The organism is Cryobacterium sp. TMT4-10 (assembly GCF_004403275.1).
GTDB classification, from domain to species: Bacteria; Actinomycetota; Actinomycetes; order Actinomycetales; family Microbacteriaceae; genus Cryobacterium; species Cryobacterium shii.
Map to the genome: position 1 here is coordinate 1 of NZ_SOGU01000023.1, position 24,897 is coordinate 24,897.

24 protein-coding genes and 1 pseudogene are annotated in these 24,897 nt (G+C 69.2%); 21 read left to right on the forward strand and 4 right to left on the reverse strand.

Annotated features, from left to right (window positions below; all coding sequences use genetic code 11):
* Both E3T42_RS16610 and E3T42_RS02750 read left to right on the forward strand, forming a co-directional pair.
* Positions 1 to 769 (forward strand): annotated as a pseudogene (locus tag E3T42_RS16610) (ATP-dependent helicase); the annotation flags it as partial.
* A 163-nt stretch (positions 770 to 932) separates the two neighbouring features.
* The gene (locus tag E3T42_RS02750; RefSeq protein WP_134402411.1) at positions 933 to 1,712 is read left to right on the forward strand and encodes a DNA-formamidopyrimidine glycosylase family protein; all 780 of its coding nucleotides are present in this window, start codon (positions 933 to 935) and stop codon (positions 1,710 to 1,712) included.
* Positions 1,713 to 1,841: 129 nt separating this feature from the next.
* Here the strand turns inward: E3T42_RS02750 and E3T42_RS02755 are convergent, their stop codons facing one another.
* Positions 1,842 to 2,138, reverse strand: coding sequence for a hypothetical protein (locus tag E3T42_RS02755; protein ID WP_134402412.1), 297 nt, complete (start codon positions 2,136 to 2,138; stop codon positions 1,842 to 1,844).
* A 220-nt stretch (positions 2,139 to 2,358) separates the two neighbouring features.
* The gene (locus E3T42_RS02760; protein ID WP_134364953.1) at positions 2,359 to 2,706 is read right to left on the reverse strand and encodes a DUF1844 domain-containing protein; all 348 of its coding nucleotides are present in this window, start codon (positions 2,704 to 2,706) and stop codon (positions 2,359 to 2,361) included.
* A 288-nt stretch (positions 2,707 to 2,994) separates the two neighbouring features.
* Between E3T42_RS02760 and infC the strand changes: the two genes are divergently transcribed.
* From infC to E3T42_RS02850, 18 genes are all read left to right on the forward strand, one after another.
* Positions 2,995 to 3,621, forward strand: a complete 627-nt coding sequence (gene infC / locus E3T42_RS02765; protein WP_134364954.1) for a translation initiation factor IF-3 — start codon at positions 2,995 to 2,997, stop codon at positions 3,619 to 3,621.
* Positions 3,614 to 3,808, forward strand: a complete 195-nt coding sequence (gene rpmI / locus E3T42_RS02770; RefSeq protein ID WP_134364955.1) for a 50S ribosomal protein L35 — start codon at positions 3,614 to 3,616, stop codon at positions 3,806 to 3,808. The genes infC and rpmI overlap by 8 nt, the downstream gene beginning before the upstream one ends.
* A 28-nt stretch (positions 3,809 to 3,836) precedes the next feature.
* On the forward strand, positions 3,837 to 4,223 hold the full coding sequence (rplT, locus tag E3T42_RS02775) for a 50S ribosomal protein L20 (RefSeq protein WP_134364956.1): 387 nt from the start codon (positions 3,837 to 3,839) through the stop codon (positions 4,221 to 4,223).
* Between the two features lie 173 nt (positions 4,224 to 4,396).
* Positions 4,397 to 5,197, forward strand: coding sequence for an RNA methyltransferase (locus E3T42_RS02780; RefSeq protein ID WP_134364957.1), 801 nt, complete (start codon positions 4,397 to 4,399; stop codon positions 5,195 to 5,197).
* 71 nt (positions 5,198 to 5,268) lie between these two features.
* Entirely contained in the window at positions 5,269 to 6,057 is a 789-nt protein-coding gene (locus E3T42_RS02785; RefSeq protein ID WP_134364958.1) for an amino acid ABC transporter ATP-binding protein, read from the forward strand.
* A gap of 59 nt (positions 6,058 to 6,116) precedes the next feature.
* Positions 6,117 to 6,965 (forward strand): glutamate ABC transporter substrate-binding protein, encoded by an 849-nt coding sequence (locus E3T42_RS02790; protein WP_370261542.1) that lies wholly within the window; start codon positions 6,117 to 6,119, stop codon positions 6,963 to 6,965.
* Between the two features lie 133 nt (positions 6,966 to 7,098).
* Positions 7,099 to 7,746, forward strand: coding sequence for an amino acid ABC transporter permease (locus E3T42_RS02795; protein ID WP_134402414.1), 648 nt, complete (start codon positions 7,099 to 7,101; stop codon positions 7,744 to 7,746).
* Positions 7,743 to 8,672 carry an amino acid ABC transporter permease gene (locus tag E3T42_RS02800; protein ID WP_134402415.1) on the forward strand — a complete coding sequence of 310 codons (930 nt, stop codon included), beginning with the start codon at positions 7,743 to 7,745 and terminating at the stop codon, positions 8,670 to 8,672. The genes E3T42_RS02795 and E3T42_RS02800 overlap by 4 nt, the downstream gene beginning before the upstream one ends.
* An 11-nt stretch (positions 8,673 to 8,683) precedes the next feature.
* Positions 8,684 to 9,724, forward strand: coding sequence for a phenylalanine--tRNA ligase subunit alpha (gene pheS / locus E3T42_RS02805; protein ID WP_134402416.1), 1,041 nt, complete (start codon positions 8,684 to 8,686; stop codon positions 9,722 to 9,724).
* Complete coding sequence (gene pheT, locus E3T42_RS02810; RefSeq protein ID WP_134402417.1) at positions 9,724 to 12,285, forward strand: phenylalanine--tRNA ligase subunit beta; 2,562 nt, start codon at positions 9,724 to 9,726, stop codon at positions 12,283 to 12,285. Before pheS ends, pheT begins: the two co-directional genes overlap by 1 nt.
* 357 nt (positions 12,286 to 12,642) lie before the next feature.
* The gene (gene argC, locus E3T42_RS02815) at positions 12,643 to 13,686 is read left to right on the forward strand and encodes an N-acetyl-gamma-glutamyl-phosphate reductase (RefSeq protein ID WP_134402418.1); all 1,044 of its coding nucleotides are present in this window, start codon (positions 12,643 to 12,645) and stop codon (positions 13,684 to 13,686) included.
* A complete protein-coding gene (gene argJ / locus E3T42_RS02820; protein ID WP_134364965.1) occupies positions 13,683 to 14,855 on the forward strand; it encodes a bifunctional glutamate N-acetyltransferase/amino-acid acetyltransferase ArgJ in 1,173 nt (390 codons plus the stop codon). The genes argC and argJ overlap by 4 nt, the downstream gene beginning before the upstream one ends.
* The gene (gene argB, locus E3T42_RS02825; RefSeq protein ID WP_370261548.1) at positions 14,852 to 15,763 is read left to right on the forward strand and encodes an acetylglutamate kinase; all 912 of its coding nucleotides are present in this window, start codon (positions 14,852 to 14,854) and stop codon (positions 15,761 to 15,763) included. Before argJ ends, argB begins: the two co-directional genes overlap by 4 nt.
* 45 nt (positions 15,764 to 15,808) lie before the next feature.
* The gene (locus E3T42_RS02830) at positions 15,809 to 17,002 is read left to right on the forward strand and encodes an acetylornithine transaminase (protein WP_134364973.1); all 1,194 of its coding nucleotides are present in this window, start codon (positions 15,809 to 15,811) and stop codon (positions 17,000 to 17,002) included.
* Positions 17,003 to 17,040: 38 nt separating this feature from the next.
* The gene (argF, locus tag E3T42_RS02835; RefSeq protein ID WP_134364966.1) at positions 17,041 to 17,991 is read left to right on the forward strand and encodes an ornithine carbamoyltransferase; all 951 of its coding nucleotides are present in this window, start codon (positions 17,041 to 17,043) and stop codon (positions 17,989 to 17,991) included.
* A 113-nt stretch (positions 17,992 to 18,104) separates the two neighbouring features.
* Positions 18,105 to 19,304: an argininosuccinate synthase gene (locus E3T42_RS02840; RefSeq protein WP_134364967.1), complete on the forward strand. Its 1,200-nt coding sequence runs from the start codon at positions 18,105 to 18,107 to the stop codon at positions 19,302 to 19,304.
* Positions 19,305 to 19,313: 9 nt separating this feature from the next.
* Entirely contained in the window at positions 19,314 to 20,750 is a 1,437-nt protein-coding gene (argH, locus tag E3T42_RS02845; protein WP_174235689.1) for an argininosuccinate lyase, read from the forward strand.
* Entirely contained in the window at positions 20,750 to 21,358 is a 609-nt protein-coding gene (locus E3T42_RS02850; protein WP_134402420.1) for a DNA-3-methyladenine glycosylase, read from the forward strand. Before argH ends, E3T42_RS02850 begins: the two co-directional genes overlap by 1 nt.
* A gap of 702 nt (positions 21,359 to 22,060) precedes the next feature.
* On the opposite strand, the gene E3T42_RS02855 is transcribed toward E3T42_RS02850, so the two are convergent.
* The gene (locus E3T42_RS02855; protein ID WP_134364969.1) at positions 22,061 to 22,726 is read right to left on the reverse strand and encodes a hypothetical protein; all 666 of its coding nucleotides are present in this window, start codon (positions 22,724 to 22,726) and stop codon (positions 22,061 to 22,063) included.
* On the reverse strand, positions 22,723 to 23,358 hold the full coding sequence (locus E3T42_RS02860) for a DNA-binding protein (RefSeq protein ID WP_134364970.1): 636 nt from the start codon (positions 23,356 to 23,358) through the stop codon (positions 22,723 to 22,725). The genes E3T42_RS02855 and E3T42_RS02860 overlap by 4 nt, the downstream gene beginning before the upstream one ends.
* Before the next feature lie 139 nt (positions 23,359 to 23,497).
* Here E3T42_RS02860 and tyrS point away from each other — a divergent pair, with 139 nt between their 5' ends.
* Positions 23,498 to 24,799, forward strand: a complete 1,302-nt coding sequence (tyrS, locus tag E3T42_RS02865) for a tyrosine--tRNA ligase (protein ID WP_134364971.1) — start codon at positions 23,498 to 23,500, stop codon at positions 24,797 to 24,799.
* Positions 24,800 to 24,897 lie beyond the last annotated feature (98 nt).

Sequence of the window (24,897 nt, forward strand, 5' to 3'; positions counted from 1 at the left end):
CGCCCCGCGGGCCCGGCTGCACGGCGGCCGCATCCTGGCCCGGCCGACCCTGCCGGCCCGCGGCGGCCCGCCGACCGTCTCCGGGCGCTGGTCCGTCGTGCCGGTGGCCGACGACTCCCCGACCCGCCGGGCGCACGCCCTCGGCGAGACCCTGCTGGAGCGCTACGGCGTCGTGACCCGCGGCGCCGTGATGGGCGAGGGCGTGACGGGCGGTTTCGCGCTCGCCTACCGCACCCTCAGCGGCTTCGAGGAGATGGGGCGGTGCCGCCGCGGCTACTTCATCGAGGGTCTGGGCGCGGCCCAGTTCGCCACCGTCGGCACGGTCGACCGGCTCCGCTCCTTCGTCGCCGACGCGGGTTCGGGCGCAGGTTCGGGCTCGGGATCGGGCGCCGCGCCGAGCGCGGTGACGCTGGCCGCCACCGATCCGGCCAACCCCTACGGTTCCGTGCTGCCGTGGCCGCCGGTGCCGGAGGGCACCGGGCACCGCCCCGGACGGAAGGCCGGCGCGCTGGTCGTGATCGTCGACGGGGCGCTGGTGCTCTACGTCGAGCGCGGCGGCAAGTCCGTGCTCGCATTCGAGCCTGGCGAACCGGACGCCGCAGTGACGGCCGCCGCGCTCTCCCTGGCCGGCACGGTGAGGGCCGGCCGGGTTCCGAAGCTCGGTGTCGAGACCGTCAACGGGGTCTTCGTGATGGGCACCCCGGTCGGCACCGCACTGCAGGCGGCCGGGTTCGGCGTGACCCCGCGGGGGCTGAAGCTGCATGCCTGAGGAACGCCGTGCCCGGAGCCACCGAGTGAGAACCTGCACGTCTGAGGCAACCCGTGCCGAACCCGTGCCGAACCCGTGCCGAACCCGTGCCGAACCCGTGCCGAACCCGTGCCCAACCCGTGCCGGGAGGCCCGCGTGACAAGCACCATGCCTGAGGAGAGCCATGCCTGAGGGCGACACCGTCTATCGCACCGCGCACAATCTCGACGCGGCGCTGCACGGCGCCCGGCTCACCCGGTGCGACGTGCGGGTTCCGGCGTACGCCACCGTGGACCTGACCGGCGAGATCGTGCACGAAGTGGTCAGCCGCGGCAAGCATCTGCTGATGCGGGTGGGGGAGTACAGCATCCACTCGCATCTGAAGATGGAGGGCTCCTGGCACCTCTACCGGCACGGCAGCGCCTGGAAGCGCCCGGCCTTCCAGGCTCGCATCGTGCTGGAGACGGCCGAATGGGTGGCCGTCGGCTTCTTGCTCGGTGTGCTCGAGGTGGTGCCGCTGAACCGCGAGGCCGAACTGCTCGCCTACCTCGGGCCCGACCTTCTCGGTGCCGACTGGGACGCGGCCGAGGCGACCCGCCGCATCCGGGAGCGCCCCGATCGGCCGGTGGCGGTGGCACTCGCCGACCAGGGGAACCTGGCCGGACTCGGCAACGAATACGTCAACGAGCTGTGCTTCCTGCGGGGGCTGCTGCCCACCCGGCCGGTCGGTGAGGCGACGGATGTCCCGGCCCTGGTCGACCTCGCCCGCCGGCTGATCCTGGCCAACCGTGACCGCACCGAGCGCATCACCACCGGCAACGCCCGCCGGGGCATGCAGAGCTGGGTGTTCTCCCGGGCCGGCCAGCCGTGCCGGCGCTGCGGCACCCTGATCGAGCGGGGCACCCTGGGCCGCTCAGAGCTCGAGCTGCGGAACACCTTCTGGTGCCCGCGCTGCCAGACCTAGCCCGAACGAATTCGACGGAGATTTTGCCCGAAAGTGCCCGAAACAGCCCGGAATGCGGCGTTTTAGGCCAGAATCTCCGTCGAATTGGTTCGCCGGACGCCGTGCTGGACGTGCGGACGCCGTGCTGGACTAGCGGTCGCCGTCGCGGTCGGCGCCGGGGTGCCCGTCGGCATCCGTGTCCGGGTCGTCCTTGAGGGCGTCCAGGGCGTCCTGGTCCGCCCAGACGTTGCCGAGAACGGTCATCGTGCCGAACACGAGGACCATCACCGGCCAGAGCACCCAGCCGGGGACTACGCCGGTCCAGGTCAGCAGCAGGGTGCCCAGGTAGGGCACCAGCACGGACGACGTGAAGCGCCGCCGCTCGGGTGTGGCCCGCTGCGCGACCGCAGCATGCCGCCGGAACGGCACCAACAGCCTCAACTCCATGATTTCCCGCCACTCATGCTGTCTATCCCCGCCGAACCGTGAGTTTGGACGGGTTTTCGCGCCCGAAACGGTGCCGAACTCACGGTTCGGCGCCATCGCGCCATCGCGCCATCGCGACCAGCCGACCCGGCGACCAGCCGCCCCGGTGACCAGCCGCCCCGGTGACCAGCCGCCCCGGTGACCAGCCGCCCCGGTGACCAGTCGACCCGGCGACGACCTGCTAGTTGACCGGGCCGGTGAACTTCTCGCCCGGGCCCTGACCGATGGCATCCGGGATCGCGGACGCCTCGCGGAACGCGAGCTGCAGCGAACGCAGCCCGTCGCGGAGGCTCCGCGCGTGCATGTCGGCGATGTCCGGAGCGGCGGCGGTGATCAGTCCGGCCAGCGCCGTGATCAGCTTGCGGGCTTCGTCCAGGTCGATCTGGTTCTCGGGGTCGTCGGCCAGACCGACCTTCACCGCGGCCGCACTCATCAGGTGCACGGATGCCGTCGTGATGATTTCCACCGCTGCCACATCGGCGATATCGCGTGTTGCCTGGACTGCGTCCTGCTCGTTGCTGTTGGTCACTGCATTCCTCTGTTAGACTCGTCCGGGCTCCGAGATGCAAGTCTCGGTACGAAAGTGGATAATCTCCCACCCGCGCATACCGCTTCATAAAGGTTACCGGGTAGTTGCACTCCGCCGTCGCGGCACTGGATCCGTCACAAGATCACGATGCGCGAAGGTAGACAGGGTGTCGTCTGTGACAACCGGGCATTTGTGACCGGCAGTCCAGACGTTATTTTTCCTCTCTTCGTCTCCGGGCGACATCCGTCACCTGGCTGTAGCCACGATGAATGAGAAGAGGAGAGACGCATCAGCGATCCCCGTACAAATGACCGTATCCGCGTCCCCGAAGTTCGTCTCGTTGGTCCCAACGGCGAACAGGTCGGAGTCGTGGCCATCGATGTTGCGCTGCGCCTGGCACAGGAGGCCGACCTCGACCTCGTTGAGGTTGCACCGACCTCGAAGCCGCCCGTTGCCAAGATCATGGACTACGGCAAGTTCAAGTACGAGGCTGCGCAGAAGGCCAAGGAGGCCCGGCGCAACCAGGCGAACACGATCCTGAAAGAGGTTCGTTTCCGTCTCAAGATTGACAAGCACGACTACGAGACCAAGCGCAAACGCGCCGAAGGCTTCCTGAAGGCCGGCGACAAGGTCAAGGCCATGATTTTGTTCCGTGGCCGTGAACAGTCCCGTCCCGACCAGGGCGTACGTCTGCTCCAAAGATTTGCCGAGGATGTCGCCGAGTTCGGTTCCGTGGAATCGAGCCCGACCATCGACGGGCGAAACATGGTCATGGTTGTTGGCCCGCTGAAGAACAAAGCGGAAGCCAAGGCTGAGATCAACGCACACAAGGCTGCCGACCGGGCAGAAAAGGTTGCCGACAAGGCTGACAAAGTTGCTGATAAGGCAGCGAAACTGGAGGAAAAAGATGCCTAAGATGAAGACCCACTCCGGGACGAAGAAACGCTTCAAGGTCACTGGCTCCGGCAAGATCATGAAGCAGCAGGCCGGCCTGCGCCACAACCTCGAGGTCAAGAGCACCCAGCGCAAGTCCCGCCTGAACCAGGACCAGGTGCTGGCCAAGGCCGACATCAAGGTCATCAAGAAGCTTCTCGGTCGCTAGACCCCGTACCCCGTAAGGATCAATAAAAATGGCAAGAGTAAAGAGGGCCGTAAACGCCCACAAGAGCCGTCGCGTAATTCTCGAGCGCGCCAAGGGCTACCGCGGCCAGCGCTCGCGTCTGGTGACCAAGGCGAAGGAGCAGCTCACTCACTCCTTCACTTACAGCTACCGTGACCGTCGTGCACGCAAGGGTGACTTCCGTCGCCTGTGGATCCAGCGGATCAACGCTGCGTCCCGCGCGAACGGCCTGACCTACAACCGTCTGATCCAGGGCCTCGCCCTGGCCGGAATCCAGGTCGACCGTCGCATCCTGGCCGAACTGGCCGTCAACGAGCCCGCCACGTTCGCGGCCATCGTCGAGAGCGCCAAGGCAGCACTGCCCGCCGACACGTCGGCACCGAAGGTCGCCGCGTAGCTTTCGCAGCTCTTCGGCACGCAGCACTTCAGCACCACCTGAACGTCGCACTCTTCACGGGAGCGGGCCTGGCGCCCGCTCCCGTTTTGCGTGCCCGGGCGCCCGATCCGACCGGTTCCGCTGTGCCCCGCGCGGGGGCATCACCCGCGGGCCTCGGCAACTAAGCTGGACGCATGTTAGATAATCCCCGTTCTCCGCGTGTGCGGGCCGTCGCGAAACTGGCGAATCGAGCCGCTCGATCCGAGACGGGGCTGTTCCTCCTGGAGGGCCCGCAGGCCGTCTCCGAGGCCCTGAACTTCCGTCCCGACCTCGTGCTCGAACTCTTCGCCACCCCCACCGCACTCGAGCGCCACACCGACATCGCGGACGCCGCGAAAGACGCGGGCGTCGAGGTCGAATTCGTCACCGAGCAGGTGCTCGAGACGATGGCAGACACGGTCACCCCCCAGGGCTTCGTGGCCGTGTGCCACCAGTTCCCCACCTCGGTGAAAGACATCTTCGCTGACGGCCCCAAACTCATCGCCATCCTCGAAGAGGTGCGCGATCCCGGCAACGCGGGCACCATCATCCGTGCAGCGGATGCCGCCGGCGCGGACGCCGTCATCCTCACCGGTCGCAGCGTCGACCTCTACAACCCCAAGGTGGTGCGGTCGTCGACCGGGTCGATCTTCCACCTCCCCGTTGCCGTGAGCGCGACCCTCGAGGACGTGCGCGAGCGCGCCAAAGAGGCCGGTCTGCAGGTCTTTGCCGCCGACATCAAGGGCACCGATCTGCTGGCCGCCCGCACCGAGGGCCTCCTGGTCGCGCCGACCGCGTGGCTCTTCGGCAACGAGGCCCGCGGGCTCACCGAAGAAGACCTGGCCAAGGTCGACCGCTCCATTTCGGTGCCGATCTACGGTCACGCGGAATCCATGAACCTCGCCACTGCGGCCAGCGTTTGCCTGTATGAAAGTGCCTTCGCGCAGCGCAGCTGATCCGATCGATGACGGCCATACCACAAAATTTGTGGTGCGGCCGTCTTTCTTTGTGCCTTAGGTTGGGGGACATGGAGCCTACAGAGTCTGCGCCGGCGACGTCCAACATCACGGTGTTGCGCGGTGAGCCGCTAGTTGTCATCAGTGACGTCGACAAGCACTACGGCGACCTGCACGTGCTGAAGAAGATCAACGCCGTCGTCAATCGCGGCGAGGTCGTGGTGGTGATCGGCCCGAGCGGGTCGGGCAAGTCCACCCTCTGCCGCGCCATCAACCGGCTCGAGACGATCGACGCCGGCGTCATCACTATCGACGGCGTGAAGCTGCCGGACGAAGGCAAAGACCTCGCCCGGTTGCGCGCGGACGTCGGCATGGTGTTCCAGGCGTTCAACCTGTTCGCGCACAAGACCGTGCTCGAGAACGTCACGCTCGGCCCGATCAAGGTGCGCGGCCTGTCGAAGGCCGACGCCGAGAAGAAGGCCATGGTCCTGCTCGAACGCGTCGGCGTCGCGAACCAGGCGAAGAAGATGCCGGCCCAGCTCTCCGGCGGCCAGCAGCAGCGCGTGGCGATCGCCCGTGCCCTCGCCATGGACCCCAAGGTGATCCTGCTCGACGAGCCCACCAGCGCGCTTGACCCCGAGATGATCAACGAGGTGCTCGAGGTCATGATCGACCTCGCCAGCGACGGCATGACCATGATCGTCGTCACGCACGAGATGGGCTTCGCCCGCAAGGCGGCCGACCGGGTGATCTTCATGGCCGAGGGCGAGATCGTCGAGGAGACGACGCCGGAGAAGTTCTTCACGAACCCCCAGAGCACGAGAGCGAAAGACTTCCTCTCCAAAATACTTGCCCACTAACCGGTGCGCAGGATGACACAGCAATCAGGAGAAACACCATGAGACTCAAAAAAGGTCTAATGCTTTCGGCCATTGCCCTTGCCGGCGTGCTCACCCTCAGTGCCTGCACCGACTCGGCCGCCAAGCCCACCGCCGCACCCGTGGAGAAGGCGCCGACATTCGCGGCCGGCACCACCATGGCGAAGCTGAGCGAAGCCGGATCGATCACCATCGGCACCAAGTTCGACCAGCCGCTGTTCGGCCTCAGGGGCCCGGACGGCCAGCCGGTCGGCTTCGACGTCGAGATGGGCACGCTCATCGCGTCCAAGCTCGGCATCCCCGCCGACAAGATCAAGTGGACCGAGACCGTGTCGGCCAACCGCGAGCCCTTCATCCAGAACGGCCAGGTCGACCTCGTCGTCGCCACGTACACGATCAACGACACGCGCAAGCAGGTCGTCGACTTTGCCGGACCGTACTACGAAGCCGGCCAGGACCTCCTCGTTCTCGCGGGCAACCCGGACAAGATCAAGGGCCCGGAAGACCTCGCCGGAAAGTCCGTCTGCACCGTCAGCGGATCGACGTCGGAGAAGAACATCACGGCCTACACTGACAAGGTGCTCGCGACCGACACCTACTCCAACTGCCTCGGCCCGCTGCGCAGCGGCGAGGTCGTCGCCGTGACCACCGACAACGTCATCCTGGCCGGCCTGGCCGACCAGAACGCCGGTGAGTTCGAGGTCGTCGACAAGCCCTTCACCAAGGAGCCCTACGGCATCGGCCTGAAGAAGGGCGACACCGAGTTCCGCACCTTCATCAACGACACGCTCGAGGAGTCCTTCAAGGACGGCACGTGGGCCAAGGCCTGGGAAAAGACCGCCGGTACGGTGCTCGAGACCCCCACCCCGCCGGCCGTCAACCGGTACTAGTAACACCTGCTCGAACCTGATCGGGGCGGCCGGACGTCAGAACGGTCGCCCCGACCAGAGCATTCGCCTGTCACCCAGGCACCCCACGCTCAGTCCAGATCAGAACCAGACAACACAGAAGAGGAGGTGAGTTGTGGACGCAGTCATCGAAAACCTGCCCGTGTTCCTTGAAGGCTTCAAGAACACGTTGGGCCTTCTTCTTTTGTCCGGCACGGGAGCGCTCGTACTCGGCATCATCATCGCGGCAATGCGCATCTCGCCGGTCGCATCCCTGCGCGGATTCGCCACGGTCTACACCGAGATCGTGCGGAACACCCCGCTCACCCTGGTGCTGTTCTTCTGCGCCTTCATCCTCCCGTACCTGCAGTTCTCCCCGGGCTACTTCGTGCTCGCCATGATCGGCCTCACCGCGTACACCTCGCCCTTCGTCGCCGAGGCACTGCGCTCGGGCGTCAACGGTGTGCACGTGGGCCAGGCCGAGGCCGCCCGCAGCGTGGGCCTGACGTTCACCCAGACCCTGTCCTTCGTGGTCATGCCCCAGGCGGTGCGCATGGTCATCCCGCCGCTGATCAACGTGTTCATCGCCCTGACGAAGAACACCTCGGTCGCCGGCGCGTTCTTCGTCTTCGAACTGTTCGGTGCCGCCCGCAAGGTCACCAACGAACGCGGGGACGAGGTGCTCGCGATTCTCCTCGCCGTCGCGGCCTTCTACCTGCTGGTCACCATCTCGCTCGGCGTGATCGCCGCGCGGGTCGAGAAGAAGGTGGCGGTCCTCCGATGACGTCAGTGCTCTACGACGCTCCGGGCCCGAAGGCCATCATGCGGTCGCGGATCTTCTCCGTGGTCACCGGACTCATCATCGCCGCCGGCCTGGCCTGGCTGATCCTGGCCCTGGGCGCTCCCAAGACCAGCGCCAACGGGGCCGAGCAGCCGGGCCTCTGGGATGCGACCCGCTGGGACGTCTTCTCCGACCGCGAGGTGTGGCGCACCCTCGGCCGCGGAGCCCTCAACACCCTCCGGATGGCCGGTGTCGCCGCCGTGTTCGCGCTCGCGCTCGGCGTGCTGTTCTCCTTCGGACGCGTGTCCGACACCAGGTGGCTTCGGATCTCGACCACGGTCGTGCTCGAATTCGTGCGCGGCATGCCGGTGCTGCTGATGATGCTCTTCATCCTCCTCGTCTTCTCCACCGGTTCCTTCTGGGCCGGCGTCGCCGCGCTGTCCGTCTACAACGGGGCGATCATCGGCGAGGCGCTGCGGGCAGGCATCAAGAGCCTGCCCCGCGGGCAGCGCGAGGCCGGCCTTGCCATCGGGCTCACCCCCGTGGCGACCCGGCTCCGGATCGAGTTCCCCCAGGCGTTCCGGCAGATGCTGCCGATCATCATCGCGCAGCTCGTCGTGCTCCTCAAGGACACCTCCCTCGCGTTCGTGGTCAGCTACGAGGAGCTCCTCCGCAGCGGGCAGGGCCTGACGAACTTCTTCGGCAGCCGCTACTCGTTCTCCTTCTTCCTCGTCGTGCTGGCGATCTACCTGGCGATGAACCTGTCGCTGTCCTGGCTGGCCCGGGTCATCGCCCGGCGCACCGGGTCCAAGTCCGGCGGCGTGACGCCGGAGACGAAGACGCCGCCCGAGACACCCCTCGAACCCGAGGTCGTCTACCCGGCGGCACGGGGCAACCAGATGGGCGGCGGCGGGGTTGAGCACCACTAAACTTGGACCTTGTGTCTGACCCCACTGAGATCTCCGAACCAGCCGTGAGCGCGGCCGTCGACGCCGCCCTCGCCGCCATCGCCGCCGCGAACGACTCCGCGGCCCTGAAAACCGTGCGTGCCCAGCACACCGGGGAGGCCTCCCCGCTGGCCCGGCTCAACGCGCTGATGCGCAGCGTTCCCGGCGACCGGAAGGCCGCCGCCGGCAAGCTGCTCGGCCAGGCCAGGGGCGCCGTCGCGCAGGCGTTCGCCGCCCGCGAGGCCGCGATCACCGAGGCCGAGGCCGCCGCACAGCTCGCGGCCGAAACGGTCGACGTGACCGCGGCGGCGTCAACCTGGACGCCGGGCGCCCGGCATCCGCTCACCCTGCTGCAGGAACGGGTCGCGGATGTCTTCGTGGGCATGGGCTGGGAGGTCGCCGAGGGCCCCGAGCTCGAGAGCGAGTGGTTCAACTTCGACGCGCTCAACTTCGACGAGGACCACCCCGCCCGCGCCATGCAGGACACCTTCTTCATCGACCCGCCCGAGGCGCACCTGGTGCTGCGCACCCACACCTCCCCGGTGCAGCTGCGCGCCCTGCTGTCCCGCGAGCTGCCGGTCTACGTCGTCGCCCCCGGCCGGGTGTTCCGCACCGACGAGCTCGACGCCACGCACACGCCGGTGTTCCACCAGATCGAGGGCATCGCCATCGACAAGGGACTCACCATGGCGCACCTGCGCGGCACCCTCGACCACTTCGTCAAGGCCATGTTCGGCCCGGAGGCGAAGGTGCGCCTGCGCCCGAACTACTTCCCGTTCACCGAGCCGAGCGCCGAACTCGACCTGTGGCACCCGACGTTCAAGGACGGCGCCCGCTGGATCGAGTGGGGCGGCTGCGGCATGGTCAACGCCAACGTGCTCCGCTCCGCCGGGATCGACCCGGAGGTCTACTCCGGTTTCGCGTTCGGCGTCGGCGTCGAACGGGCCCTGATGTTCCGAAATGATGTGAAGGATATGCACGACATGGTCGAAGGCGACGTCCGGTTCAGCCAGCAGTACGGGATGACCGTCTGATGCGCGTCCCACTGAGCTGGATGGGCGAGTTCGTCGACCTGGCCCCGGGCACCACGCCCGAAGACGTGCACGCCGCCCTGGTGAGCGTGGGCCTCGAAGAGGAAGAGATCCACCGCTTCGAGCTGACCGGACCGATCGTCGTCGGCCAGGTGCTCGAGTTCGTCGGCGAAGAGCAGACCAACGGCAAGACCATCAACTGGTGCCAGGTGCGCGTCGCGCCCGGCGACGAGCTCGCGGCCGACGGCGGCCCCGCCGTGCACGGCATCGTCTGCGGCGCCCACAACTTCGTCGTCGGCGACAAGGTCGTCGTGACCCTGCCCGGCGCTGTGCTGCCCGGCCCGTTCCCGATCGCCCCGCGCAAGACCTACGGCCACGTGTCCGACGGCATGATCGCCTCGGCCCGCGAGCTCGGCCTCGGCGACGAGCACGATGGCATCCTGGTGCTCGGCAGCCTCGGGCTCGACCCCGAGATCGGCACGGATGCGATCAGCCTGCTGGGCCTGGACGACACGGCCGTCGAGATCAACGTCACGCCCGACCGTGGCTACGCCTTCTCGATCCGCGGCGTGGCCCGCGAGTACGCGCACGCCACCGGGGCCGCCTTCCGCGACCCCGCCCTGGCCATCTCGCCCGTCGCCTCCACGGTCGCCTTCCCGGTCACGATCGACGATCAGGCCCCGATCCGCGGCCGCGTCGGCGCGAGCGTCTTCGTCACCCGCGCGGTGCGCGGCGTGGACCCGACCCGGCCGTCTCCGGCCTGGCTGATCGCCCGGCTGAAGCTGGCCGGCATCCGTTCGATCTCGCTGATCGTGGACGTCACCAACTACGTGATGATCGAGCTCGGCCAGCCGATCCACGGCTACGACCTCGACCGTCTCGCCGGCGGTATCACCGTGCGCCGCGCCCAGCCGGGCGAGAAACTCGTCACCCTCGACGACGTCACCCGCACCCTGAACGTCGAAGACCTCCTGATCACCGACGAATCCGGGCCGATCGGCCTGGCCGGCGTGATGGGCGGCCAGAGCACCGAGATCGGTTCCGGAACCACGAATGTGCTGATCGAGGCCGCGAACTTCGATCCGGTGTCGATCGCCCGCACGGCCCGCCGGCACAAGCTGCCCAGCGAGGCCTCCCGCCGCTTCGAGCGCGGGGTCGACCCGGCCGTCGCCGCCGTCGCCGCCGCCCGCGTCGTGCAGCTGCTGGTCGAACTCGCCGGGGGAGAGGCCGACGGCCTCGGCTCCCTGCACGACGCCACCCCCGACGCCGCGCCCATCATTCTGCCCACCGGCTTCATCTCCGGACTGATCGGGCTCGAGTACACCCCGGACGAGGTGCGCTCCTCGCTGGCCGAGATCGGCGCCTCCCTCGAGGAGACCGAGACCGGCCTGAACGTCACGCCGCCCAGCTGGCGCCCCGATCTGACCGACAAGTGGACCCTGGCCGAAGAGGTCGCCCGCATCGTCGGCTACGACCGCATCCCGTCGGTGCTGCCGGTCGCCCCGCCCGGCCGCGGCCTCACCCACGCGCAGACCCTGCGCCGCCAGGTCGCCCAGACCCTCGCTGCCACCGGCCACACCGAGGTGCTCGCGTACCCGTTCGTCTCGGAGAAGTCCAACAACCTGTTCGGGCTCCCGGCCGGCACGGCCGGAACGGGCGGCACTGCCGAAACGGGCGTGCCGCAGATCCGCGTCGCCAACCCGCTCGACGGGGAGGCGCCGTTCCTGCGCACCTCGATCCTGCCCGGGCTGCTGCAGATCATGCACCGCAACCGCTCTCGCGGGATCACCGACCTGGCCGTCTTCGAACTGGGAACGGTCTTCCGGCCGGTGGCCGGCATCCGTTACGGCAGCTCGGTCGTTCCTCCCGGTGCGGTGCGCCCGAGCCGGCAGCTGGAAGCCGAACTGAACGCGGGCATCCCCCCGCAGCCGCTCTCGGTGGCCATCGCGCTGACCGGCTTCACCGTGCGCCACCAGCCGGGCCAGCCCGCGGTCGCGGCCGGCTGGCAGGACGCCCTCGCGGCGGTACGCCAGGTCGCGCTCGCCTCCGGGGTCGCCATCACCGTGCGCCAGGGCTCACACCAGGCGATGCACCCGGGACGCACCGCGGAACTGTTCGTGACGACGGATGCCGGGCTCACCTCGGTCGGAATCGCCGGCGAACTGCTGCCCCGCATCGCCCGCGACGCCGACCTGCCCGCGGTCGTCGCCGTCGCCGAGATCGACCTGTCGGCCGTGTTCGCGCAGGCCGGCACCGAGCTGCACGCCATCCCGATCGCGACCATGCCCGCCGCCACCCAGGACCTGTCCCTGGTGGTCGACGTTCAGGTTCCGGCCGGCGAGGTGCTCCAGGCCGTGCGCCAGGGTTGCGGTCCGCTGCTCGACCAGGCCGAGCTCGTCGACGACTACCGGGGCACGGGCATCCTGCCCGGACGCAAGTCGCTGACCTTCGCCCTGCGCTTCCGGGCGCCGGACCGCACCCTCACCGCCGCGGAGGCCAGCGACGCCAAGCTCGCCGGCGTGTCCGTGACCGCCGCCCGCTTCGGCGCGACCCTGCGCGAGTAGCGCCGGCCCGGCTGCTCGTTCGTCCCCCGTGCGGCTGCTCGTGCGGCTGCTCGTGCGGCTGCTCGCTCGGCGCTCGTGCGGCTGCTCGTCCGGCTGCTCGCTCGACGCCCGTGCGGCCGCCCGCCCATTTCGCCCATTTCGCCACTTCCGGTCGAGTTCGCCCCGCACACCGGGCGTGCTCGACCGCAAGTGGCGACGTCGGCGGGGGAGCCCGGCGCGGCGGAGTCGGCGGGGGAGCCCAGTGCGGCGGAGCACCCGCCGAGCGTCGCCGTTTCTGCCCACAGTCGCCGCCCGAGCGGCGATTATCGGCGCGAACGGCGATTCTCGGCGTGCGGGGCGGCGCGCTAAGTTTGTCACATGGCTTTTTCGGTGGCGGTGGCAGGTGCGAGCGGCTATGCGGGCGGCGAATTGTTGCGGCTTCTGGCCGAACACCCCGAGTTCGAGGTGCGCACGGTCACGGCCCACAGCAATGCCGGGCAGCTCCTGATCGACGTGCAGCCGCACCTGCGCTCCCTCGCCCACCTGACCCTCGTCGACACCAGCCCCGAGACCCTCGCCGGGCACGACGTCGTCTTCCTGGCCCTGCCGCACGGGGCATCCGGCGCCCTCACCGCGCACCTGCCGGCCGAAACCCTCGTCGTCGACTGCGGCGCTGACCACCGCCTGGAGAGCGAGTCAGACTGGGCCGCGTTCTACGGCGGCGACTACTACGGCGCCTGGACCTACGGGGTCCCCGAGCTCCCTGTCGCCGGCGGCACCCAGCGCTCCCGGCTGCAGGGCTCCCGGCGCATCGCCGCCCCCGGCTGCAACGCCAGCACGGTGGCCCTGGCCCTGGCTCCAGGCATCCGTGCCGGCGTGATCGAGCCGGAGGACATCGTCGCCGTGCTCGCGGTCGGCCCGTCCGGTGCCGGCAAGAGCCTCAGGCGGCCGAACCTGGCCAGCGAGGTCCTCGGCTCCGCCAACCCCTACGCCGTGGGCGGCGGGCACCGGCACATCCCCGAAATCCAGCAGAGCCTGCGCTGGGCCGGGGCCGCGAACCCGACCATCTCCTTCACCCCGGTGATCGTGCCGATGTCCCGCGGCATCCTCTGCACCGCGACGGCCCGCCTCGTGCCCGGCACGTCCGCGGCCGCGGTGCGCGCCGCCTGGGAGGAGGCCTACGCGAATGAACCGTTCGTGCACGTGCTGCCGGAGGGTCGGTTCCCGCGAACGAGCGATGTGCTCGGCGCCAACACCGCCCTGATCGGCCTGGCCGTGGACGAGGCCGCCGGCCGAGTCGTCACGATCACCGCCGTCGACAACCTGGTCAAGGGCACCGCCGGTGCCGCAATCCAGTCCGCCAATCTGTCGCTCGGACTGCCCGAAACCACGGGCCTGAGCACGAATGGAGTAGCCCCATGAGTGTCACCGCCCCAGCCGGGTTCGCCGCCGCCGGAGTCACCGCCGGCCTGAAGAAGTCCGGCGGCCTCGACCTCGCCGTCGTGCACAACCTCGGCCCGCTCACCAGCGCGGCCAGCGTCTTCACCCGCAACCGGTGCAAGGCCAACCCCGTGCTCTGGAGCGAACAGGTCATGCGCGGCGGCCGGGTCAAGGCCATCGTGCTCAACTCGGGCGGGGCGAACTGCTACACCGGCACCATCGGGTTCCAGACCACGCACGCCACGGCCGAGGCCATCGCCGACCGCCTGGAGATCTCCGCCGGCGAGGTGCTCGTCTGCTCCACCGGCCTGATCGGCGAGCAGCTCGACCTGGGCAAGATCACCGCCGGCGTCTGGGATGCGACCCTCGCGCTCCAGTCCGCCGCCGCCACCTCGGATGCCGCCGGCCTCGCCGCGGCGCAGGCGATCATGACCACCGACACCACGCCCAAGCAGACCCTGCTCACGTCCACGGCCGGCTGGACCATCGGCGGCATGGCCAAGGGCGCCGGCATGCTCGCGCCCGGCCTCGCCACCATGCTCGTCGTGCTGACCACCGACGCCGTACTCGACTCCGAGCAGCTCGACGTGGCCCTCCGCGAAGCCACCCGGGTCACCTTCGACCGGCTCGACTCCGACGGCTGCATGTCCACCAACGACACCGTCAGCCTGCTCGGCTCCGGTGCCAGCGGGGTCGCCGCCGACCTGCCCGAATTCACGGATGCGCTGATCGCCATCTGCCAGGACCTCACCCTGCAGCTCCAGGCCGACGCCGAGGGTTCGGGGCACGACGTCGCCATCACGGTGCGGAACGCCGCCACCGAGGACGACGCCGTCAACGTGGCTCGCGCGGTCTCCCGCAGCAACCTGTTCAAGACCGCCATCTTCGGCAACGACCCCAACTGGGGCCGCGTGCTCGCGGCCGTCGGCACCACGGATGCCGCCTTCGACCCCTACGGCATCGACGTCGCGATCAACGATGTGCAGGTCTGCACGGCGGGGGAGCCGGACCAGCCCCGCGAACTCGTCGACCTGACGCCCCGGTCGGTGACCGTGCTGATCGACCTGCACGAGGGCACCGAGACGGGCACGATCTGGACCAACGACCTGACCCACGAGTACGTCGAAGAGAACAGCGCGTACTCGAGTTGATTCCGGCGGACGAGACGCAGAACAGCCGGGCCGAGGCTGCCGTCAAGGCCGCCACCCTGATCGAGTCCCTGCCGTGGCTCAAACGGTTCCACGACCAGATCATCGTGGTCAAATTTGGCGGCAACGCCATGGTCAGCGACCAACTTCAGCGCGCGTTCGCCGAGGACATGGTCTACCTGCGCTACTGCGGCATCCGCCCCGTCGTCGTGCACGGCGGCGGCCCACAGATCTCGGCGATGCTCGACCGGCTCGGCATCGAGAGCGAGTTCCGCGGCGGCTACCGGGTGACCACCCCCGAGGCGATGGACGTCGTGCGGATGGTGCTGACCGGGCAGATCAACCGTGAACTTGTCAGCCGCATCAACGCGCACGGCCCGCTCTCCGCCGGGCTCTCCGGTGAGGACGCCGGGCTCTTCCAGGGCCGTCGCCGCGGCACCGTCATCGACGGCGAAGAGGTCGACCTCGGCCTCGTCGGCGACGTCATCGGCGTCGACCCCGAGGCCGTGCACGCCCAGCTCGCGGCCGGCCGCATCCCGGTCGTCTCCTCGATCGCTCCCGACACGGATGTCCCGGGCCAGTCCCTGAATATCAACGCCGACGCCGCCGCCGCGGCCCTTGCGGTCGCCCTCGGTGCCGTGAAACTGGTGATCCTGACCGATGTCGCCGGGCTCTTCAGCGACTGGCCGAACCGCGACTCGCTGGTGTCGGTCATCGACGTGGACACCCTCCGCGCCCTCCTGCCGGAGCTCGAGTCGGGCATGATCCCCAAGATGACGGCCTGCCTGGACGCGGTCGAGGGCGGCGTCGCGAAGGCGGCCATCATCGACGGCCGCGTGCCGCACTCGATCCTGCTGGAGGTTTTCACCGGCAGCGGGATCGGCACCGAGGTCGTCCCCGCCCAACCCTGACCGACACACACAAGCACGACCGACACAGAAGTGAGCACCAAACCCATGGCAGACTTCGGCACCGAAGACTGGCGCAACCGATTCAGCGACGCGATGATGCACACGATCGCGCCGCCGCTGGCGATGCTGGTGCGGGGCGAGGGCTGCTACGTCTGGGACGACGAGGGCACCGAATACCTCGACTTCCTCGCCGGCATCGCCGTGAACTCGCTCGGCCACGCGCATCCGGACCTCGTCGCCGCCGTCACCGACCAGGTCGGCCGCCTGGCCCACGTGGCCAACTACTTCGCCTCCCCGCCCCAGCTGGAACTGGCCGAACGGCTGAAGCGGATCACCGGCACCGGCCCGGCCGGACGCGTCTACTTCTGCAACTCCGGCGCCGAGGCCAACGAGGCCGCGTTCAAACTGGCCCGGCTGAACACCGCGGGCGGCCGCCGCACCCGCATCCTCACCCTGCACGAGTCCTTCCACGGCCGCACGATGGGCGCGCTCGCCCTCTCCGGCAAACCGGCCATGCGCGAGCCGTTCCTGCCCGTCCCCGGCGGGGTGGAGCACATCGACGCCACCCTGGCCGCGCTCGAGGCCGCCCTTGACGACACCGTCGCCGCCCTCTTCCTCGAACCGGTGCAGGGCGAGGCCGGCGTGATCGATCTGCCCGACGGGTTCCTTCTTCGCGCCCGCGAACTCTGCACCCGGCACGGCGTGTTGCTCATCATCGACGAGGTGCAGACGGGCGCCGGGCGCACCGGCGCCTGGTTCGCCTACCAGCACGACGGCATCCAGCCGGATGCCGCGACCCTGGCCAAGGGGATCGGCGGCGGCCTGCCGATCGGCGCCCTGGTCACCTTCGGGGCGGCATCCGAGCTGTTCCAGCGCGGCCAGCACGGCTCGACCTACGCTGGAAACCCGCTGGTCACGGCCACCGCGAACGCCGTGCTCGGCACGATCGAGCGCGACGGCCTGGTCGAGAACGCGGCCCGCCGCGGCGACCAGTTGCGGGAGATCATCACCGGCCTCGGCTCCCCGCTGATCGCGGAGGTGCGCGGCCGCGGCCTGCTGCTGGGCGTCGGGCTGACCGAGCCGGTCGCGCAGAGGCTCGCCGCCGCGGCGCTGTCCCACGGGCTGATCGTGAACGCCGCGAACGAATCCACCATCCGGATCGCCCCGCCGCTGATCGTGGGCGACGCCGAACTGGCCGAGTTCGAGCGCCGATTCGGGCTCGCACTGGCCAGCCTCTAGAGTTGGACAATCTATTGCCGAAAACCGAAAGTGACTCCGTGACCCGCCATTTCCTGCGCGACGACGACATCTCACCGGCCGAACAGGCCGAGATCCTCGGACTGGCCCTGGTGCTCAAGCGAGACCGATTCGCGGCCAAACCCCTCGCCGGCCCGCAGACGGTCGCGGTGATCTTCGACAAGTCGTCCACCCGCACCCGGGTGTCCTTCGCCGTGGGGATCGCCGACCTCGGCGGCAGCCCGCTGATCATCACGACCGCGAGCAGCCAGCTCGGCGGCAAGGAAACGGCCTCCGACACGGCCCGGGTGCTCGAACGCCAGGTCGCCGCGATCGTCTGGCGCACCTACGGCCAGGCCGGCCTCGAAGAGATGGCCCTCGGCACCACAGTGCCGGTCGTCAACGCCCTCTCCGACGACTTCCACCCCTGCCAGCTGCTCGCCGACCTGCTCACCATCCGTGAGCACCGCGGCGATCTCGCCGGCCAGACCCTCGCCTTCCTCGGCGACGGCGCCTGCAACATGGCCCAGTCCTACCTGCTGGCCGGCGCCACGGCGGGCATGCACGTGCGCATCGCCTCCCCGGTCGGCTACACGCCCGACCCGCGGGTGGTGACGGATGCCGCGGCCATCGCCGCGCGCACCGGCGGCTCCGTGGCGCTCTTCACCGACCCGGCCGAGGCCGTCGCCGGCTGCGACGTGGTCATCACCGACACCTGGGTGTCGATGGGCAAGGAAGAGGAGAAGACGGAGCGTCTCGGCACGCTCGGCGCGTACCGCGTCGACGCCGCCCTGATGGCCCTCGCCAAGCCCGACGCGCACTTCATGCACTGCCTGCCGGCCGACCGCGGCTACGAGGTCACGGCGGACGTCATCGACGGCGCGCAGAGCATCATCTGGGACGAAGCCGAGAACCGGCTGCACGCCCAGAAGGCCCTGCTCGTCTGGCTGCTCGCCCAAAACGCCCAAAACGCCCAAAACGCCCCCGCATAGTGACCTTTCCGGTCGAGAGTGACCGGTCTAACGGGCACTCTCGACCGGAACGGGCACGCCCGGGCGTGACAGCGTCACCGTAAACTTGAACAGATCTACATTTAGGGAGAACCATGGCTGAACGTGTTGTGCTCGCATACTCTGGTGGACTTGACACCTCGGTTGGCATCGGCTGGCTGAAGGATGCGACCGGCAAGGAGGTCGTGGCCCTCGCCATCGACGTCGGACAGAGCGGCGAGGACATGGATGTCATCCGTCAGCGCGCACTGGACTGCGGCGCCGTCGAGGCCATCGTCGTCGATGCGAAGGACGAATTCGCCAACGACTACATCGTGCCGGCGCTCAAGGCCAACGCGCTATACCAGAAGCGCTACCCGCTCGTGTCCGCGCTCAGCCGCCCGCTGATCGCCAAGTACCTCGCCTCGACCGCGAAGGAGCTCGGCGCTGACAGCGTCGCGCACGGCTGCACCGGCAAGGGCAACGACCAGGTTCGCTTCGAGGCAGCGGTCTCCGCCCTCGCGCCCGACCTCACCTCCCTCGCCCCGGTGCGCGACTTCGCCCTCACCCGCGACAAAGCCATCGAATACGCGGCCCTGCACAACCTGCCGATCGCGCAGTCGAAGAAGAGCCCCTACTCGATCGACCAGAACGTGTACGGTCGCGCGGTCGAGACCGGCTTCCTCGAAGACCCGTGGAACGCCCCGATCGAAGACCTCTACACGTACACGCAGGACCCGGCCGTGACCCGCGAGCCCACCGAGGTCGTCGTCAGCTTCGACCAGGGTGTCCCCGTCGCCATCGACGGCGTGCCCGTCACCCCGCTGCAGGCCATCGAAATGATGAACCTGCTCGCCGGAAACCAGGGCGTCGGCCGCATCGACATCGTCGAGGACCGCCTCGTTGGCATCAAGAGCCGCGAGGTTTACGAGGCTCCGGCCGGCATCGCCCTGATCGCCGCACACGAAGAGCTCGAGAACATGACCGTCGAGCGCGACCTGGCCCGGTACAAGCGCACGGTCGAGTCCAAGTGGGCCGAGCTCGTCTACGACGGCCTCTGGTTCTCCGGCCTCAAGCGCGCCCTCGACGTGTTCATCGACGAGACGCAGAAGCACGTCACCGGCGACATCCGGCTCAAGCTGCACGCCGGCACCGCCGTCGTCACCGGCCGCAAGTCCACCCAGAGCCTCTACGACTTCAACCTCGCCACCTACGACACCGGTGACACCTTCGACCAGTCCATGGCCAAGGGTTTCATCGAGCTGTGGTCGCTGCCGAGCAAGATCTCGGCTCGCCGCGACCTCGCCGGCAAGTAGGGCATCGGCGTGGCTGGAGACAAGAACGAGAATCGTGCCGGCAAGGCGGGCGCCCTGTGGGGCGGTCGCTTCGCCGGGGGACCGTCGCCGGAACTGGCGAAGCTGAGCAAGTCGACCCAGTTCGACTGGCCGCTGGCCCCCTATGACATCCGTGGTTCGAAGGCCCACGCCCACGCCCTGGCCGCGGCCGGTTACCTGACCGACGACGAATTCGTCGCCATGGTGGCCGGCCTCGACGCCCTCGTCGAGGCCGTGCTCGACGGTCGGTTCCAGCCCGCGGAGAGCGACGAAGACGTTCACTCGTCGCTCGAGCGCGGCTTGATCGACATCGTCGGCGTCGAACTCGGCGGCAAGCTCCGCGCCGGCCGCAGCCGCAACGACCAGGTCGCGACCCTGGTGCGGATGCTGCTTCGCGACAAGGCTGTTGCCCTCTCCGCTCACGTCGTCGACCTCATCGACGCCCTGGCGTCGCAGGCCGAAGCGCACGAGCACGCGATCATGCCCGGCCGCACCCACCTGCAGCACGCGCAGCCGGTGCTGCTCGCCCACCACCTGTTCGCGCACTGCTGGCCGCTCGTGCGCGACCTCGAGCGGTTCACCGATTGGAACAAGCGCGCCGACTTCTCGCCCTACGGCTCGGGCGCCCTGGCCGGCAACACCCTGGGCCTCGACGCCAACCTGGTCGCCGCCGACCTCGGCTTCAGCGCCGTGGTCGAGAACTCGATCGACGGCACCGCGAGCCGCGACCTGGTCGCGGAGTTCGCGTACATCACCGCCCAGATCGGGATCGACCTGTCCCGCCTGGCCGAGGAGATCATCCTCTGGAACACGCGCGAATTCGGTTTCGTCACCCTCGACGACTCCTATTCGACCGGGTCCTCGATCATGCCCCAGAAGAAGAACCCGGACATCGCCGAGCTCGCCCGCGGTAAGTCCGGCCGCCTGATCGGCAACCTGACCGGGCTGCTGACCACGCTCAAGGGCCTCCCGCTGGCCTACAACCGCGACCTGCAGGAAGACAAGGAGCCGGTCTTCGACTCGATCGAGACCCTCGAGGTGCTCCTGCCGGCCTTCAGCGGCATGATCGCGACCCTGACCTTCCACACCGACCGCATGGCCGAGCTGGCGCCGCAGGGCTTCTCCCTGGCAACGGATGTCGCCGAGTGGCTGGTCAAGCATCAGGTCACCTTCCGCGACGCCCACGAAATCACCGGCGCGCTGGTCAAGCACGCGGAGCAGAACGGGCTCGACCTGCACGAGGTGGACGACGCGGCGCTGCTCGCGCTGTCACCGCACCTGACGCCGGACGTGCGCGAGGTGCTCACCATCACCGGTTCGGTTTCCCGCCGCGACGGCCAGGGCGGCACCGCCCCGGTGCGCGTGGCCGAGCAGCGCGCCGTGCTGGTCGCCCGGGTGGGGGTCCTGGCGGCCGCTCTCCGGGTGTGATCCCCGGCCGCAGCCTGCTGGCGCGACCCGCACTGGAGGTCGCGCCGCTACTGCTGGGCGCGGTGATCGGCCGGGACGGGGTGCTGCTTCGCATCACCGAGGTCGAGGCCTATCTCGGGCTCGGCCTCGACCCCGGATCGCACGCCTTCCGCGGGCAGACCCGGCGGAACGCGGCCATGTTCGGCGAGCCCGGTCACCTGTACGCGTATTTCAGCAACGGCATGCACGTCTGTGCGAACATCGTCTGCTCGGAGCCGGGGGAGGCGTCCGCGGTGCTGCTGCGCGCCGGCGAGATCATCGCGGGTGTCGACGAGGCACGGATGCGACGCCCCACCGCACGCAGCGACCGCGACCTCGGGCGCGGCCCGGCCCGGCTCACGGTGGCGCTCGGCATCGGGCTCGCCGACGACGGCGCGGACCTCAGCCGGGCCCCGTTCGAGCTCACCCTGCCGGAGCAGCCGAGCGAATTCCGGAGCGGCCCCCGAACCGGCGTGAGCGGCCCCGGCGGAGGCGCCGAGTACCCGTGGCGATTCTGGATCCCCGATGACGCGTCGGTGTCGCCCTACCGGCCGCATCCGAAGCGGGGCACTGAGCCCCACCGTCGTTAGGTTCGGGCCATCCCTGGGCCAGCGCCGGGGCATCCGTCGTCACGTAATTTCGGAGATTTTCGAGAATCACCGCTTTCGGCGCCCGCCCCAACGGCGTGTTGCGAAAATCTCCGCAGCTAGTAACGCGGTGGCCACGGATGTTCCGGGTCGGACAGCAGATCCGGGTCGCCCGGCCGCGGCGAGCCACCGCGCCCCAAGGAAACCGTCCCACGCCGCCCCGAGGGACCCGACCCAGCCCAACCGGCCCGCCCCGAGGGACCCGACCCAGCCCAACCGGCCAGCCAGCCCAGCCCGAGGCTCGCGGCGCACCCTCTTGCCGCGGGCGCTGGTTACAACGTGCGCCCGCGACCACAGGGTGCGCCGCGACGCCCCGCCATGCCATTCCGCAGACGGACCCGGCCGGGGCATCCGTCGTCACGTGATCTCGGAGATTTTCGAGAATCACCGCTTTCGGCGCCCGCCCCAACGGCGTGTTGCGAAAATCTCCGCAGTTGCTGAACGCGGTGGCCACGGATGTCCCGGGCCGGGCAGCAGATCCGGGTCGCCTGGCCGCGGCGAGCCACCGCGCCCCAAGGGACCCCACCCGAGGCTCGCGGCCCACCCTCTTGCCGCGGGCGCTGGTTACAACGTGCGCCCGCGACCACAGGGTGCGCCGCGACGCCCAGCGGTGCCGCTGGCCGATTCCGAGGCCGCGAAGACTCGCTAGGCGACCGCGATCTGCACGAGGGCCGCGCACGCGCAGGCCCAGATCAGGCTGGCGAGGGTGCCGATGATGAATCGCTCCCGCGCCTCGGCGGCGGCCAGCTCGGTGAACCGGCCGACGCCCTTGATCGCCACGACGATGGCGAGGGCCTCCGGGAAGCCGGCGAGGATCGCGCCCGCCACGGCCAGCCGCTCAAGGATCCCGATCATCAGGCCGCCGCGCAGCACCTCGTGCACCGCGTGCTGGGGCTTCGCCTGGTCGGTGCGGGCCTCACCGGTGCCGGGCTCGTCGGTGCCGGCCTGGGCGGGAACCCCCGAGTCAGAGGCCGCCGACCCGGCGTTCTCCACCAGGATGCCGCCGTGCTGGCCGGGCGTCACGCTGTTGTGCGTGGCCAGCCGGAGTGCGAGCAGCGCTGCGGGCCCGCCGCCGACGACCGCCAGGCCGAGGGCCAGCATGCCGAGGATGGTGCCGAACACACTGGCGCCGCCGGGGGCGGGCACGGATGCGATCAGCAGGGCCGCGGCCAGGCCGCCGGCGGCGATGGCGGCGAACTGCTGCTTGTGCTGCCGGAACGCCAGGACCGCGAAGAACAGCGAACCCGTCGTGACCAGGATCAGCAGGAGCCAGTACAGGTACGCCACGATCTGGAAGGACGAAGAGGTCATGCGGCAGGGCCCGTTTCTGTCGTGGCGTGCTGGAGGTTCTCCAAGAGCCTAACGAGTGCGGGCTGCGCGGACTGGTCCACGCGCCACAGGGCGCTGCGGAGTCGCTGGCTGACGGCCGCCGCCGAGATCTCGAGCGCCGCGGCGATCTCCACCTGGGTCAGGCCCCGGCCGAGCAGGTCCACGGCCGCCCAGCCTTCCGTCGTGCGGCGCTGGCGCAGCAGCAACAGCGTGGTCACGAGGGCCTCGACCTCCTCGGCGCCAAGCAGCGGGGGAGCGCCGGTCGGGCCGGCGAGCTCGAGGCCGAACCGGCCCTCCGCTTTCTTGGCGCGCGTCACCGCGGCCCGGGCGCCGACGAACGCGTGCCCGGATGCCTGGCGGGCCGAGGCCGGCAGGGGGCGGCGCACCTCGCCGATCCCGAGCCCGATGCTCCAATGCCCGGAACGCTGTAGGTCCAGGATCACGTCTAGGGTGCTGCGGGCATCCGTCAGCAGCATCTGGATCTCGTCGCCCGCCGTCTGATCGGGCGGGAGGATGAAGGCTCCGGGGAAACGGGCGATGAGGGCGTCGATCATCTCGCCGGCACGATCGCGATCGTTGCGGCTGTCGATCTGGTCAGCGGTGATCACAAACACGGAAGACTCCTCTCGCACCGGGAACAGATGAAGTGTCCAGGCTGAATATACACCAGTTCAGCTTGCAGACTTAATAATTCGCAATGAAGGTTCAGAGGTGATCCGGCGGGCCCAGTTCGGGCGCTGGTAGCCTTGGCTCGTGTCAGATCCAGCGATCCTCGCCCTGCAAGCCAATGACCCGACCTTCGACGACGTCTGGGAGGAGATCTCCTGGCGTGGCCTGGTGCAGGTCTCGACGGATGCCGCCGAACTGCGCGCGCTGCTCGCCGGCCCGCCGGTCACGTACTACTGCGGCTTCGACCCGACCGCACCCAGCCTGCACCTGGGCAATCTCGTTCAGCTGCTGCTGATGCGCCGCCTCCAGCTGGCCGGGCACCGACCGCTCGGGCTGGTCGGCGGATCCACCGGCCTGATCGGCGACCCGCGCCCGACCGCCGAGCGCACCCTGAACTCGAGGGATGTCGTCAACGAGTGGGTGGGCTACCTCCAGGCCCAGGTCTCCCGCTTCCTCAGTTCGGAGGGCGACAGCGCCGTCACCCTCGTGAACAACCTGGACTGGACCGCCCCGCTCAGCGCCATCGATTTCCTGCGGGACATCGGCAAGTACTTCCGCGTCGGCAGCATGCTGAAGAAGGATGCCGTGAGCGCCCGTCTGAACTCGGACGCCGGTATCAGCTACACCGAGTTCAGCTACCAGGTGCTGCAGGGGATGGACTTCCTCGAACTTTTCCGCACCTACGGCTGCGTGCTCCAGACCGGCGGCAGCGACCAGTGGGGCAATCTCACCAGCGGCATCGACCTCATCCGCAAGGCGGAGGGGGAGAGCGCGCATGCCATCGGCACCCCCCTGATCACCAACAGTGACGGCACCAAGTTCGGCAAGAGCGAGGGCAACGCCGTCTGGCTCGACCCCACCCTGACCAGCCCGTACGCGTTCTACCAGTTCTGGCTCAACACCGACGATGCCGACGTGATCAACCGGCTGAAGGTATTCACCTTCCTCACCCGGGCCGAGATCGAGGAGCTCGAGACCGCTGTGGCGACCGAGCCGTTCAAACGGCTGGCCCAGCGCACCCTCGCCGTGTCGGTCACGAGCCTCGTGCACGGGCGCGATGCGACGGATGCCGCCATCCAGGCCGCGCACGCACTCTTCGGTCAGGGTGACCTGGCCGACCTCGACGAGGCCACGCTGGAAGCGGCGCTGCGGGAACTCCCCAACACCACGACCGCTCCGCACGCACCCGTGGTGCAGCTGCTGGTGGACACCGGGCTCACCGCCAGCCTGAGCGAAGCCCGGCGTGCGATCAGCCAGGGTGGCGTCTACCTCAACAACGTGAAGGTGCTGAGCGACGATCAGACGATCGAAGGCGCCGTGCTTCCCGGGGGCGTCGCCGTTCTCCGCCGCGGTAAGAAGACCCTGGCCGGCGTTTTCGTTCAGTAGCCGCGGGGCGTGACACGCCCGGGGTTGCACTGGTTTTGACGGGCCCGCCGGGGGACCGTAATGTATTCAAACGTACCCCACAGGTGCGGAAAGCCGCA

Bases quoted from the DNA above. Each gene is read 5' to 3' on its own strand.
- E3T42_RS02750 (WP_134402411.1), top strand. From the start codon at position 933: ATGCCTGAGGGCGACACCGTCTATCGCACCGCGCACAATCTCGACGCG.
- E3T42_RS02755 (WP_134402412.1), bottom strand. From the start codon at position 2,138: ATGGAGTTGAGGCTGTTGGTGCCGTTCCGGCGGCATGCTGCGGTCGCG.
- rpmI (WP_134364955.1), top strand. From the start codon at position 3,614: ATGCCTAAGATGAAGACCCACTCCGGGACGAAGAAACGCTTCAAGGTC.
- rplT (WP_134364956.1), top strand. From the start codon at position 3,837: ATGGCAAGAGTAAAGAGGGCCGTAAACGCCCACAAGAGCCGTCGCGTA.
- E3T42_RS02780 (WP_134364957.1), top strand. From the start codon at position 4,397: ATGTTAGATAATCCCCGTTCTCCGCGTGTGCGGGCCGTCGCGAAACTG.
- E3T42_RS02785 (WP_134364958.1), top strand. From the start codon at position 5,269: ATGGAGCCTACAGAGTCTGCGCCGGCGACGTCCAACATCACGGTGTTG.
- E3T42_RS02790 (WP_370261542.1), top strand. From the start codon at position 6,117: ATGCTTTCGGCCATTGCCCTTGCCGGCGTGCTCACCCTCAGTGCCTGC.
- E3T42_RS02800 (WP_134402415.1), top strand. From the start codon at position 7,743: ATGACGTCAGTGCTCTACGACGCTCCGGGCCCGAAGGCCATCATGCGG.
- pheT (WP_134402417.1), top strand. From the start codon at position 9,724: ATGCGCGTCCCACTGAGCTGGATGGGCGAGTTCGTCGACCTGGCCCCG.
- argC (WP_134402418.1), top strand. From the start codon at position 12,643: ATGGCTTTTTCGGTGGCGGTGGCAGGTGCGAGCGGCTATGCGGGCGGC.
- argJ (WP_134364965.1), top strand. From the start codon at position 13,683: ATGAGTGTCACCGCCCCAGCCGGGTTCGCCGCCGCCGGAGTCACCGCC.
- E3T42_RS02830 (WP_134364973.1), top strand. From the start codon at position 15,809: ATGGCAGACTTCGGCACCGAAGACTGGCGCAACCGATTCAGCGACGCG.
- E3T42_RS02840 (WP_134364967.1), top strand. From the start codon at position 18,105: ATGGCTGAACGTGTTGTGCTCGCATACTCTGGTGGACTTGACACCTCG.
- E3T42_RS02855 (WP_134364969.1), bottom strand. From the start codon at position 22,726: ATGACCTCTTCGTCCTTCCAGATCGTGGCGTACCTGTACTGGCTCCTG.